The sequence below is a fragment of the Bacillus sp. LK2 genome, assembly GCF_001043575.1.
In the GTDB taxonomy this organism is placed as follows: Bacteria; Bacillota; Bacilli; order Bacillales; family Bacillaceae_G; genus Bacillus_A; species Bacillus_A paramycoides.
Map to the genome: position 1 here is coordinate 20,769 of NZ_LDUK01000002.1, position 14,446 is coordinate 35,214.

The following is a 14,446-nucleotide window of genomic DNA, read 5'->3' on the forward strand; positions in this document are numbered from 1 at the left end:
GCGCCTTCTTAAACAAACTATGACAATAGTTGTTAGGTTATTGTCATAGTTTGTAAATGAAAATTATGTTATAATCATTCGTGTGAATTTCGTGTGAACTTGATGTAAAATCTATGTAAATTTGTTTTAGATTTACATAGGGGGATTTGAGTCCTTCTTATCGTACATAGGTGCAAGGGACACTCTAGTTTGAATATATTTCTAAAGTGAATAATTATAAAATAAGAACATTTCACAGGGGGCGCGATTATGAAAAAGGTTATTACATATGGGACTTTCGATTTATTGCACTGGGGACATATTAACTTATTGAAGAGAGCGAAAGATTTCGGCGATTATTTAATTGTTGCAGTTTCTTCAGATGAATTTAACAAATTAAAAAATAAAAAATCTTATCATAGCTATGAGAATCGTAAAATGATTCTAGAAGCGGTTCGTTATGTGGATGAGGTGATTCCTGAGCATAGTTGGGAGCAGAAAGTAAAAGACGTTGTTAATCATGACGTAGATACATTTGTTATGGGTGATGATTGGGAAGGGAAATTTGACGAATTAAGTGAATACTGTGAAGTCGTCTATTTACCACGTACAGCTGGAATTTCAACAACAAAAATTAAAAAGGAACTAGTGCAAGTTGCTAGATAAAATAAATGATTAGAGAAATAATGGTAGAAATCTATCTCATCTTAGTTGCAATTTTACATAGTATGATGAAAGTGTTTCCAATTAAAAAGAAAGTAACTTTTATTATGTCTTATGGTGAGAATTTATTTTTTATTTATGAGGAAATGCAACGCCAAGGTATAAATTGTGAGGTGGTTTTTTTATATAAATCTACATGTAAATATGAAGTGGACAACTACTCGAATGTGAAATCTTATAAATTTGAAACAAGGAATATATTCCACACTATTAAATCTGTCTATCATTTATCTACTTCTCAATATGTCATTGTTGATAATTATTTTGGATCGCTAGCAAAAATTAAATTTAAAAAAGGCGTAGAGTGTATTCAAATATGGCATGCAGCAGGTGCTTTTAAAAAATTCGGATTATTAGCTCCTTCTTTTAAAAAAAGAAGTCTACGAGCTCAAAACAGATTTATGGATGTTTATAAAAACTTCCATAAAATTGTTGTAGGGTCAGAAGCGCTTGCTGACATTTATAAGAAAGCTTTTGCTCTATCTGATAATAATATATTAAAAACAGGTATTCCGAGGACGGATTTGTTTTTTGATGAACAGAGACAACAGAAAGTTAAAGATAATATTTTTATAGTAAATCCAAAGCTAAAAGATAAAAAGGTTATTTTATATGCGCCAACTTTTAGGGATAAAGAACTAGTAGATTTTGATTTACATCTAAATATCGATGAGATGTATAGGCAATTGAAAGGTGAGTATATTCTCATCATTAAATTACATCCAGCAATACGAAACATATGTAATTATGAGGAAAAGTATGCGGGATTTTTATATGACTATTCCCTTTATCCAAATATAAATGATCTATTTCTAGTGACGGATATATTAGTCACTGATTATTCCTCCATACCATTTGAATTCTGCTTATTAAATAAACCAATGATCTTTTTTGCATACGATTTAAAGAAATATATGAAAAAAAGAGGGACTATTGGTGATTATGTATCTGATGTGCCAGGACCAGTTGTTTATACAACTGAGGAGGTGGTACAGGTGATAACAGATGGTAAGTTCAAAATAGATAGTATAAATAATTTTACTTTGAAATGGAATGAGTATTCGATAGGTGATTCAAGTAAGTACTTTGTAAATATGCTTTTTAAAGGGAAATAGTAAGGTAGTCATGCATTTCTATAATAAGGATGTGTTCGAGGAAAAGATAAAAGACTTTTTATAGGAAGTATACTTTATAAATGAATTAAAGAGGGGTTTTAATATTGCAACTCAAGAAAAAGATTAACAGAATGAAAAATCGTATTAATTTTTTATCAGGTCCGCTGAAAAAATATTCGAATGACCAAGGGTTTAAGAGAACTGTTAAGTACACTGATTTTTATGTGAAATTAGACTTGGATGAGAAAGTTATATTATATGAATCTTTCCATGGTAAAGGTATGACAGATAGTCCATACGCAATCTTTAAAAAAATTATTGATAATCCAGAGTATAAGGGTTATACACATGTTTGGGCATTAAATGATGGAAATAATTTTTATGCTAAACGGTATGAAAATAAAAAAAATGTTAAGTTCGTTAAAGTTCATAGTGAAGAGTATTTAAAATATTTAACAACAGCAAAATATCTAATTAACAATACTACATTCCCACCTTATTTCCAGAAAAAAGAGGGACAAATCTATGTTAATACATGGCATGGAACACCTATTAAAACATTAGGAAAGGATATGAAGGGCGAAATAGGGCAACATAAAAATATTCAAAGAAATTTTATGCATTGTGACTATATATTAAATCCTAATAAATTTACTGCAGATACCATTGTAAATTCACATGATTTAGAAGGGTTATACAATGGTTATGTTGTCGATGAAGGTTATCCTCGAATTGACCTCACTCTACAAGTAAACCCGGAAGAAGTACGAGAATACTTAAAGGAATTTGTAGAAATTGATGAAACGAAAAAGATAATTTTATATGCACCGACTTGGAGAGGAGGAGTAAATCAGGTAAGTAATATTAAGGATGAGATTAACAATATTGTGAAAAAAATGTATTCTGAAATACCTAGTGATTATCAACTCCTGTTAAAAGTCCATACATTGACATATAAATTTATTAAAGATGATGAAAGCTTACGAGAGATTTGTATACCAGATTGGGTAGATTCCAATGAATTGATGTCAATAGTAGATGTTTTAGTAACAGATTACTCTAGTATATTCTTTGATTATATGGTAACAGAAAAACCAATCATTTTCTTAACGTATGATAAGGAAGCGTATGAAGAGCAACGAGGTTTATACGTTCAATTAGAAGATATGCCAGGTCCAATATGCTATACGGTAGACGAAGTTGTTCGTAGTATTGAAAAAATTGAGAGTGTAAAAAATGATTACAGTTTTAAATACCAAGAAATATTAAAAGAATATTGCTATCATGATGATGGAAATGCTACAGCAAGAGCGATTGAGATTATTTTCCGAGGAAAACATACGGAGAATGTATATAAAGTCACAAATGAGAATAAGAAAAATATTCTAATGTACTGTGGTGGGTTTTTGAATAATGGAATTACCACATCAGTTATTAACCTTTTGAATAATATTGATTACTCAAAATACAATGTGGCAGTTATTGATAAAGGGAAGTATGATCAAATTTCAAGAGATAATTTCAATCAAATTAATTCGAATGTGAAAAGGTTTTATCGAGTAGGTAGTTTAAACACCACTTTAAAAGAATCTTATCAAAATAATTATGTTATGAAAATGGGGCTAAAGAATGAAAGAGCTCAGAAGGCGCTACCAAAGCAACTATACAAGCGTGAAATTTCAAGGTTATTTGGTAATGCGGAATTTGATATAGCTATTGACTTTAGTGGATATGTTCCATTTTGGACATTGTTATTTGCTTTTGGAGATTTTAAAAAGAGAAATATCTATCAACATAATGATATGTGGGCAGAATACTCTAAAAAAATTAAAGGTAAATTTAAGCATAGAGCTAATTTAAATATTATTTTCCCGTTGTATAAGGAGTTTGATAAAATAGTAGCTGTTGCAGAACACACAAGAAACTTAAATAGGAAGAATTTGAAGGATTATATTACACTAAAACAAGGTGTGTATGTCCATAATGCCATTGACCCTAATAAAGTACTTAAACAGATTGAAGAAGGCGACATATATAAATATGACGGGAAAGAATATTTATTAAAAGAAAATATTCACGGAAATGGTAAGCTTGAAATTAGAGGAATTGAAATGCCCCAAAAACAGAACATTAATTTTGTTAATATGGGAAGATTGTCACCTGAAAAAGATCAGAAAAAGCTTATACATGCTTTTGCACAAGTTACGGAACTCTATGATAATATTAGGCTTTATATTATTGGAGATGGAGTTTTAAAAGAAGAATTAGAGAATTTAGTGAGAGAAAAAAATCTAGAGGACAAAGTGATTTTTACTGGTCAAATGAGTAATCCTTTCTTACTTATTAATCAATGTGACTGTTTTGTTCTCTCGTCTAATCACGAGGGACAACCAATGGTATTGTTAGAGGCTTTAATATTAGGAAAGCCTATTATAGCTACTGATATTGCAGGATCAAGGAGCATTTTGGAAAAAGGCTATGGGGATTTAGTTGAAAATAACATTACTGGTTTAGTAATTGGGATGCAAAAGTTTATATTAAGTAAAACATCTTTTAAAGAATTTGATTTTCAAAAGTATAATGGGCATGCTCTTGAAATGTTTTACGATGAAGTATGCACTCTTAAAGAGAAGTAGAGCGTAATCAAATTAAAAAATATAATGAAATATGGAAGCTAAGTGAATTATGTTTATATCACTTAGCTTCTTGCATAAATAGTGATATTTTTAACGTTGTTAAGGTGATAAGAGGGGGCTTATTTTGAAAAAAATCACAGTGGTTGGTGCAGGAAGCTGGGGAACAGCACTATCTATGGTTCTAGCGGATAATGGGCATGAAGTGCGAATTTGGGGAAATAAAGCAGAACAAATCCATGAAATTAATGAGAAGCATACAAATGAAACATATTTACCTGGGATTCAGCTTTCTAAAACAATAAAAGGGTATGAGTCCTTAGCGGAAGCAATGGATGGGATAGATACGATATTATTAGTTGTCCCAACGAAATCAATTCGTAGTGTAATGCAGCAACTGAAGGACATCGTAAAACAACCGATAACAATTATTCATGCAAGTAAAGGAATTGAACCAGGGTCATTTAAACGTATATCAGAAATGATTGAAGAAGAGATGCCGAAAGAGTTAATAGAAAGTGTTGTTGTTCTTTCAGGACCGAGCCATGCAGAAGAGGTGAGTCTTCGTCATCCTACTACTGTAACCGCTGCGTCATATCATTTACAGGCTGCGGAAAAAACACAAAAGCTATTTATGAATACAAATTTCCGTGTTTATACAAATCGAGATGTGATTGGTGTTGAATTGGGCGGGGCACTAAAAAATATTATTGCCCTTGGTGCAGGAATTTCAGATGGTCTTGGTTACGGAGATAACGCGAAGGCAGCTTTAATTTCCAGGGGACTAACTGAAGTTACACGATTAGGGTGTGAGATGGGAGCAAATCCGCTTACCTTTGCAGGATTAACAGGTGTAGGTGATTTAATTGTGACTTGTACAAGTGTTCATAGTCGCAATTGGCGAGCTGGAAATTTACTTGGAAAAGGTCATAATTTAGAAGAAGTATTAGAAAATATGGGTATGGTAGTAGAAGGGGTTCGTACAGCTGAGGCAGCGTATCATTTAGCTGAAAAAATGAATATTGAAATGCCAATTACGAATGCAATATATAATGTTTTGTTTAATGGGAAAAATGCAAAAGAAGAGGTAGACACATTAATGGGAAGAACGGGAAAAGGCGAGGTTTCGCGTTAATGTATCGTAAGTATGAAGCGACTGAATTAGAAGGTGTGTAAATGACATGAGTTTTATAAGAAGAATAAAAAATCACCGTATTGTAAAGAAATTATGTAAGGCAGTATTTCTATTCTGTAGTTGTTTGCCTCCCAAAAAGAAATTAATTTTATTTGAAAGTTATTCTGGAAAACAATATAGCTGTAATCCACGGGCTATATATGAATATATGTTACAAAATAATATGGATTTTGAAATGATATGGAGTGTAAATAAAAACCATACAGTGCAATTTGATAAAGAAAATATCCCATATGTAAAAAGGTTCTCGATTCGTTGGTTTATTTTGTTGGCGCGTTCAAAATATTGGGTTACAAATAGTAGAATGCCCTTATGGTTACCTAAACTAAAACATACGGTATATATCCAAACTTGGCATGGTACGCCATTAAAGAAATTAGCTGGTGATATGAAAGAAGTACATATGCCAGGTACGACAACGGAAAAATATAAGCATAATTTTCATCTTGAAGCACAAAATTGGGATTATCTACTTTCACCTAATACCTATTCTACAGATATCTTTAGAAGGGCATTTCAATTTCAAAAGGAAGTCGTAGAAGTTGGTTACCCACGTAATGATTTTTTATATCAGAGTAACAATTCTTCAGTAATAGAATCTTTAAAGAAGAATAATAACTTACCGATAGATAAAAAAATTATTTTATATGCACCAACATGGAGAGATGATCAATTTTATAGTAAGGGACGATATAAATTAGATTTACAACTAGATTTGGATCTCTTACAAAGTAAGTTAGGATTGGACTATGTTATTTTATTACGTATGCATTATTTAGTAGCAGAAAAATTTGATTTAGTTAAATATAAAGGGTTTGTTTACGATTTTTCCAAGCATGTTGATATTAACGAACTATATGTAATATCTGATTTGTTAATCACAGATTATTCTTCAGTCTTTTTTGATTATGCAAATTTAAAGCGTCCAATCATTTTCTATACGTATGATATTGATTCTTATCGTGATAAATTAAGGGGATTTTATTTTAATTTGGAAGAAGAAGCCCCTGGACCGATTGTAAAGAATACAAGAGCGGTATTAGAAGAAATAGTAAAGTATGAAGTAAACGGATTGGGAGAATTTGCAGAGAAATACGATAGTTTCTATAATAAGTATTGTTATTTAGAAGATGGTGGTGCTTCTAAACGAGCTGTAAGGAAAATATTTTTCGGAGAGGCATAGTAAAGATGAACTCAATGATCATGGTATTGAAAGAACAGATAAGCAGTTTATATTTAATTAAACGTTTATCTATTTATCAAGTAAAAAGTACAAATAATAATAATTACTTAGGACTTTTTTGGGAACTTTTGAATCCACTAATACAGATGAGTATTTATTGGTTTGTTTTTGGCTTAGGTATTAGAGGGGGACAAGGTGTTAATGGAGTTCCTTTCGTCTATTGGTTATCTGCAGGATTAGTTGTATGGTTTTTTATAAATCCGGCAATGATGCAAGCTTCTAAGTCAATTTATACAAGGTTAAATATGGTTTCAAAAATGAGCTTCCCGATGAGCGTTATTCCAAGCTTTGTAATCATGTCTAATTTTTATTCACATGTAATACTTGTAGGAGTTATAACAATTTTATTTTTAGTAACAGGACAAGGAATTTCTATTCATTATATTCAGCTTGTTTATTATATGTTTGCCACTCTTATGCTAGTATGCTCACTGTCTCTAATTACATCCACTTTAGCGACAATTGTTAGAGATACTCAAATGATTGTTCAATCAATTATGAGAATGTTATTTTATTTAACTCCTATAGTATGGACTCCTGAAAGGCTACCATCTATTTTCCAAAAGATTATGCAATTAAATCCTTTTTGCTATATTGTTGATGGATACCGGGCATCTTTATTAGGAACAAATTGGTTCTTCCAAGATATAAATTATGCGCTATATTTTTGGGGATTTGTTTTTGTTACTTTTTTAATTGGCTCAGCATTACATGTGAAATTTAGAAAGCACTTTGCAGATTATCTATAATGAGGGTTGTAAAAAATGAATGAATCAGTCAGGTTTCATAATGTAACAAAAAAATACAAAATGCACAGTAAAAATTCAGATAAATTAAAGGATATCATATATCCTGGAGGATTTGGCGAAGACTTTTATGCATTAAGAAATTTAGAGTTTGTAGCTCAAAAAGGTGATGTAATTGGTATTGTTGGGGTAAATGGCTCAGGAAAGTCGACGATGTCTAATTTAATTGCTGGAATTACACCACCTACAAAAGGAAAAATTGATATTAAAGGAAAAGTTGCACTTATTGCTATTGCAGCTGGGTTGAACAATCAACTTTCTGGTAGAGAAAATATTGAACTAAAGTGCTTGATGATGGGATTAAGTAAAGAAAAAATTGAGAAGTTGACACCGGAAATTATTGAATTCGCCGATATTGGAAAATTTATTGATATGCCAGTCAAGAAATACTCAAGTGGAATGAAATCCCGTTTAGGGTTTGCTATTTCTGTAAGTATTAATCCAGACGTCCTTGTAATTGATGAAGCACTTTCAGTAGGTGATCAAACATTTACAGATAAATGTTTGAAACGTATGAATGAGTTTAAAGAACAAGGGAAAACTATCTTCTTCGTCAGTCACTCTTTGAGTCAAGTGAAAAAGTTTTGTACAAAGGCTTTATGGTTAGAATATGGAGAAATTAAAGACTATGGTCCAATTCAAGAAATTATGCCGAAATATGAAAACTTCTTAAAAGAGTACAAGGCTATGAGTAGAGAAGAGCAGCAGAAGTTTAAAAAAGAATCAATGGAGAAGCAGGCGGGTAAAAATTTAATAAACAATGAAGATACGAAAAAAGAGGGCACTGCTCAAGTTGTAGATCACCTATCATTATTAGGAAAACAAAGCCCACATCATACAAAAAAGAAAAATGGACGAAAGTTCTTAAGTGCTATTATTGGTGCTATGTTATTAATGATACTTGTTGGGGTAACTTACTGGCAAAAGGATAGTATTCTATATTCTTTACAGGCGAAAGAGCAGAAGAAAGAACCAGTAAGTAAGGTGGAACGTACTAAAAAAGAGGAGAATCCACTTGCATCTTTAGATGTCCGGTATGTAAACTCTGCAAAAGGTCGTATTAGGGGTACACCAACTTTAGATGGACAAGTAGTTGGAACGATATCGTTTGGAACTCCATTTGTTGTAAAAGAGCAGCAAAAAGAGATGGGATCAGATATTAATTGGTTAAAATTCACATTAGGGAATGGAGAAGAGGGTTGGATTAGTGAATCCATAGTTAAATCGATTCCGTATAACCAAACAATACCTTATGAAGAATTTTTAGATAAATTAAAACAATTAGATGGAATTACTCCAAATTTAGAAGAGTATCTTACTTTTTTAGGAAAGTCTAAAGAAGAGATAATTAACAAAGTAGGTAATTCAAAAAATGAAAAACAATTAGCAGTTGGAACATTAGTTCAATATGAAGATATTGATATAGTATATAATAATCAATTAATTGTTCAGAAGATAAATATTAAAAATATGAAAATATTAAAAGAAAATTTATTTGGAAAATTGGGTGAAGCACAATTGAAGGCTGAAGATAATTCGCTGTTTATTTATCGATCAAATAAATTTGACTTTGACTTTTCTTTAATTGGTTCGATAATTAATGAAATATCAATTTCAGATATTTCAAAGTAATAAAGTTTGTTATTATATTAAATGAGCATGTAGTATTTGGATATTTATAGGAGGTTAACCGTTGAAAACAGTAAAAAAAGCCATTATCCCAGCAGCTGGATTAGGAACTCGCTTTCTACCAGCAACTAAAGCAATGCCAAAGGAAATGTTACCAATTGTTGATAAACCAACAATTCAATATATCGTGGAAGAGGCAATTGCGTCTGGAATTGAAGATATTATTATCGTAACAGGAAAAGGAAAACGTGCAATTGAAGATCATTTCGATCATTCCTTTGAATTAGAACAAAACTTACTATCAAAAGGAAAGTATGAAACTCTTGAAAAAGTACAAGAATCTTCAAAAATCAATATTCATTATATTCGCCAAAAAGAGCCTAAAGGTTTAGGACATGCTGTTTGGTGTGCTCGTAAATTTATTGGAAATGAGCCATTTGCGGTACTACTTGGTGATGATATTGTTCAAGCGGATACGCCGTGCTTACGCCAATTAATGAATCAATATGAGAATACACAATCATCAGTAATTGGTGTTCAAACTGTTCCAGAGAATGAAACGCATCGCTATGGTATTATTGATCCGCTAGAGCAAAAGGATCGCAGTTATCAAGTGAGTAAATTTGTTGAAAAACCTGCTAAAGGAACAGCACCATCTAACTTAGCGATTATGGGGCGTTACGTGTTAACTCCAGAAATCTTTATGTTCTTAGAAGATCAACAAACAGGGGCAGGGGGAGAAATTCAGTTAACAGATGCGATTCAGCGTTTAAATGAAATTCAACGTGTATTTGCATATGATTTCGAAGGAAAACGCTATGATGTCGGAGAAAAACTAGGGTTTATTCAAACAACAATTGAAATGGCACTGCAACACGAAGAGTTAAAAAAAGAGCTATTAGATTATATGAAAAAGTTAGTGAAAAGCGCAATGGTTTGTAACTAAGCTTTAACGATACAAAAAAGACTTCATTAGAAATGAAGTCTTTTTTTGTAGAAAAGGATGCTAAAACTTTTATGGATCAGAATCAATATGTTGGGTAAACAGTTAAGGTGAATCTGTTTTTGGAATTAGCTTTTTAATAATACTTCTTTTTTTCAGTCGTCAAACTTGTAAGATATTGTTTAATTCAGTTTTAAATAGTTTTTATAATGTATCAATATACGAATTAATCAATTTGTTTGAAATAATTATTTATGAAGTTATTTTTGAATTTATATAAGGATAATTGAATTAAATATACTAAGGTAATTGTTGGATTTGATGTATAAATTTATATTGACGGGTTCATTATCAAGAACTAAAATGAATATTAAATGAGTATATTAAGATTAAAGAAACAAGGTATATATTTTCTGAATAAAATATATACCCAGAAAATTTATTCTACTTATGATTTAGTAAATTATGTTCGATATAATCAAAATTAACTTAGGTTATACGATTTGATTTACCAGCGATTAGCTTTTTTATTAGTTAAATAGACAGTAATGGAGGGGAAACATGGAAAAGGAAATAAACTTAAAAAATTTATTTAATGTTATAAAAAGAAAATTTTGGATTATTGCAGTGATTACGATATTAGCGGCATGTATTGGTGGCATATATAGCATTTTCATGAAAACGCCTTTATATGCGTCTTCTGCAAGAATCCTCATTCCAGCTAATGCTGATGCTATAGCTACACTTAAAGTGATGATAAAGGAACCTATTGTTTTAGAGAAAGTGGCCCAGCAATTAAATTCGCAAAAATCAGCAGATGCATTGAATGGACAGGTTAGTGTTGGAAAGATTGAAGAGTCGCAGGTTTTTGTTATTACAGCTGTGGATACTAATCCGGCGGAGGCAGTCAAAATTGCCAATGCTACAGCAAGTGTTTATAAAGAAGAGGCCAATGCTATCCTAAATTTTTCGAATGTCCGCATCTTAACAGAAGCAAAAGTACAAGAGCATCCTTTACCGATAAACTTGAATCATGCAAAAGCAATTGAGATGGCCTTGGCTGCCGGTCTTATATTGAGTGTCGGAGTAGTCTTTATATTGGATTCTCTTGATGAAACAATTAAATCGGAACGTAGCATTGAAAAATTATTACCGGTTCCCGTTTTAGGAAGTGTTTCTCAGATGAAGAAAAATAATATAGTAGATAAAACAAGTAAGAGAGAAAGTGTAATAGTGGAGGGGAAAACATTTGATTCATAATAAAAAACAAAGCCGTATCCTTGATAATAGTCATTTAATTGCTCATATAGCTCCAAAATCGAAGATGGCTGAGGATTATCGAACAATTCGTACTAACCTTCAATTTGCAATTGGAACTGACAAAACAAGAACTATAATTATTACTTCCCCTGGATATGGAGAAGGTAAAACCACTACTGTGGCAAATTTGGCTGTTTCTATGGCTCAGCAAGATGAAAAAGTCTTAGTAGTTGATGCGGATTTACGAACTCCGGAACTACATGCGATTTTTGGAATGGAAAATAAATCTGGATTAACAAATGTTTTGGAGGGAAAAGCAGCATTAGAAAAAGTGGTAATGCAGACAGAAATCAAAAATGTACATATATTGACAAGTGGTCCCGAAATTAATAATCCAGCTGAGATGCTTAGTTTACCATCTATGCAAAATTTAATTAGCAAAGCAATAGCACAGTACGACATTATTTTATTTGATTCTTCGCCCCTTCTTGAGGTTATAGATACAAATATACTAGCTAGTCAATGTGATGGGGTATTATTGGTGCTAAGTTGCTATCAAACTGCTAGTGAAGCAGTTGTTGAAGCGAATAGGGCATTAGATTTAACAAAAGGGAAGCTTGTAGGGGCTATTCTAAATAAAAAAGTATAAGAGATTTATTAGAATTGATTATACATAAAATAATAATACAACGCTTTCCTAATGGGTGACGTAAGGATGAGAAGCTTTTTTTATATTTTATAGTAGAGAATGAAAGGCCACCTATAAAGAATTATAGGGTACGGTGATGTCTCCTTACCACTATCAATGGAGACACTCGATCATACTGTGGGTTGAAGAACCTTAGACGTTAGTCGTCAAGAGTGTGGTGTGAGGGAGGGTTGGATGCCCAAACTTATTTGAAGTTCTTGTCTAGAAAGTCTTTCTAAAGGATTTTGTAGATAGGAACTTTGTATTAGTTGGTTATTGATTATTTTCCTTGTCTATATGTTTAGCTAGACATGTCCAATATATAAATCTTTTAATTCTAAGATAACAATTATGAAGATTTCCTTTTATTATATATAAAAAATTTAGAGAGGGGGACCTATTATGACGTATCGCCAGAGATTATCCTTATTAATTTTAATTGATTCCTTAATCGTATTAACTACGGTTTTCTTTAGTCGTTTCTTAGTAAGTGCTGATTTCAATGTCATAACATTTCCCATCGTAGTGAGTGCAATGACGCTGCTGCTTAGCCATCATATTTTTTCTTTTATTTATAAGCTTTATAAAAAAGCATGGGAGTATGCAAGTGTAGGAGAATTGCTAATTATTTTAAAAGCAATCACACTTTCTGTTATCACAACAGCGATAGTACAACAAATATTGGTTCAAGATATTTATTTCCGTCTCCTTGTTGTAACGTGGATGATTCATATTTTACTAATTGGAGGATCACGTTTTCTATGGCGGATGTTCAGAGATGCTTATATTCAAAAAGGGGACAACAAAAAAAGAACACTAATTATTGGTGCGGGTTCTGCAGGTACAATGGTTGTAAGGCAACTTTTGAATAGTAATGATACTGAATTACTGCCTGTGGCATTTATAGATGATAATATAAAGAAACAAGGGTTGGATATTCTTGGAATACCGGTAATTGGAGGAATTGACCGTATTGAATTTGCTGTTCAGCAATTAGATATCGATAGCATCATAATAGCAATTCCTTCACTTAGCAAGAAAGCATTAAATATGATTTTTCAAGAATGTTCCAAGACAAAAATAAAAACGCAAATTCTTCCAATGCTAGAGGATTTAGTGACTGGAAAAGTTTCAGTGAATGAATTTCGTGATGTCCAAGTAGACGATTTATTAGGACGTGACCCTGTTGAATTGGATATTGAAAGTATTTCAGAATTTATTACTAATAAAATTATTTTAGTAACTGGTGCTGGTGGTTCAATTGGATCTGAAATTTGTCGTCAAATTGCAAAATTCAACCCAAAACAATTGATTTTATTAGGTCATGGTGAAAATAGTATTTATTCTATCGAAATGGAATTGAAAGAGCTATACGGTGACACAGATATTGTCTTTGCCACAGAAATTGCTGATGTACAGGATGATCTGAAAATGATGTCAGTCATGAGTCAATATCAGCCTCAAGTTGTTTATCATGCCGCTGCACATAAGCATGTACCATTGATGGAACGTAACCCCGAAGAAGCTATCAAAAATAATTTAATTGGGACAACGAACGTGGCAAAAGCGGCAAGCTGGAATGGGGTCGAGACGTTTGTAATGATTTCTACAGATAAAGCTGTGAATCCGACAAGTGTAATGGGAGCAACAAAAAGGCTTGCTGAAATGGTAATTCAAAACTTGGACAAAACAAGTAATACAAAGTTTGTGGCTGTAAGATTTGGTAATGTACTAGGAAGCCGCGGTAGTGTTATACCGTTGTTTAAAAAACAAATTAAGCAAGGTGGTCCAGTTACGGTTACACATCCAGATATGATTCGTTACTTTATGACAATTCCAGAGGCGTCCAAGCTTGTAATACAGGCTGGTGCATTAGCTAAAGGTGGAGAAATATTTGTGTTAGATATGGGGGATCCTGTAAAAATAGTAGATCTTGCAAAAAATTTAATTACATTATCAGGAAATTCCCTAGAAGAAATACAAATAGAGTTCACTGGAATAAGACCTGGAGAAAAGCTCTTTGAAGAACTATTGAAAAAAGAAGAAATACATGAACAACAAATTCATCCTAAAATTTATATAGGTAAAACATCGAACCTTTGTATAAACGAAATTGAAGCAGTTCTCCAAACTTATAAGAATCTCGAGAAGACGGAATTAAGAAAACGTGTATTGACATTGGCAAATAGTCATATAACTCCACAAAATATGATGTAAATATGGATTTTGATC

Annotated in this window: 11 protein-coding genes; all 11 read left to right on the forward strand. The window is 32.0% G+C overall.

The annotated features are described in order from the left end of the window. Window positions 1–249 precede the first annotated feature (249 nt). The 11 genes from tagD to VK90_RS02090 all read left to right on the forward strand — a co-directional run bounded on the left by tagD (window position 250) and on the right by VK90_RS02090 (window position 14,431). Window positions 250–645 (forward strand): glycerol-3-phosphate cytidylyltransferase, encoded by a 396-nt coding sequence (gene tagD, locus VK90_RS02040; RefSeq protein WP_048370090.1) that lies wholly within the window; start codon window positions 250–252, stop codon window positions 643–645. A gap of 5 nt (window positions 646–650) precedes the next feature. Next, window positions 651–1,817 (forward strand): CDP-glycerol glycerophosphotransferase family protein, encoded by a 1,167-nt coding sequence (locus VK90_RS02045; RefSeq protein ID WP_156185343.1) that lies wholly within the window; start codon window positions 651–653, stop codon window positions 1,815–1,817. Between the two features lie 131 nt (window positions 1,818–1,948). Then, window positions 1,949–4,453, forward strand: coding sequence for a glycosyltransferase (locus VK90_RS02050; protein WP_048370364.1), 2,505 nt, complete (start codon window positions 1,949–1,951; stop codon window positions 4,451–4,453). A 124-nt stretch (window positions 4,454–4,577) separates the two neighbouring features. After that, window positions 4,578–5,585: an NAD(P)H-dependent glycerol-3-phosphate dehydrogenase gene (locus tag VK90_RS02055; protein ID WP_002184556.1), complete on the forward strand. Its 1,008-nt coding sequence runs from the start codon at window positions 4,578–4,580 to the stop codon at window positions 5,583–5,585. Between the two features lie 46 nt (window positions 5,586–5,631). Further along, window positions 5,632–6,828 carry a CDP-glycerol glycerophosphotransferase family protein gene (locus VK90_RS02060; protein ID WP_048370097.1) on the forward strand — a complete coding sequence of 399 codons (1,197 nt, stop codon included), beginning with the start codon at window positions 5,632–5,634 and terminating at the stop codon, window positions 6,826–6,828. Between the two features lie 5 nt (window positions 6,829–6,833). Further along, window positions 6,834–7,637, forward strand: a complete 804-nt coding sequence (locus tag VK90_RS02065; protein ID WP_048370099.1) for an ABC transporter permease — start codon at window positions 6,834–6,836, stop codon at window positions 7,635–7,637. Between the two features lie 15 nt (window positions 7,638–7,652). After that, complete coding sequence (gene tagH / locus VK90_RS02070) at window positions 7,653–9,326, forward strand: teichoic acids export ABC transporter ATP-binding subunit TagH (RefSeq protein WP_048370101.1); 1,674 nt, start codon at window positions 7,653–7,655, stop codon at window positions 9,324–9,326. Between the two features lie 61 nt (window positions 9,327–9,387). Continuing rightward, the gene (gene galU, locus VK90_RS02075; RefSeq protein ID WP_048370104.1) at window positions 9,388–10,269 is read left to right on the forward strand and encodes a UTP--glucose-1-phosphate uridylyltransferase GalU; all 882 of its coding nucleotides are present in this window, start codon (window positions 9,388–9,390) and stop codon (window positions 10,267–10,269) included. Window positions 10,270–10,827: 558 nt separating this feature from the next. Then, window positions 10,828–11,526: a YveK family protein gene (locus VK90_RS02080; protein ID WP_025147079.1), complete on the forward strand. Its 699-nt coding sequence runs from the start codon at window positions 10,828–10,830 to the stop codon at window positions 11,524–11,526. Then, the gene (locus tag VK90_RS02085) at window positions 11,516–12,175 is read left to right on the forward strand and encodes a CpsD/CapB family tyrosine-protein kinase (protein ID WP_025147080.1); all 660 of its coding nucleotides are present in this window, start codon (window positions 11,516–11,518) and stop codon (window positions 12,173–12,175) included. The genes VK90_RS02080 and VK90_RS02085 overlap by 11 nt, the downstream gene beginning before the upstream one ends. A gap of 441 nt (window positions 12,176–12,616) precedes the next feature. After that, complete coding sequence (locus VK90_RS02090; RefSeq protein WP_048370106.1) at window positions 12,617–14,431, forward strand: polysaccharide biosynthesis protein; 1,815 nt, start codon at window positions 12,617–12,619, stop codon at window positions 14,429–14,431. The last annotated feature ends 15 nt before the right edge of the window (window positions 14,432–14,446 follow it).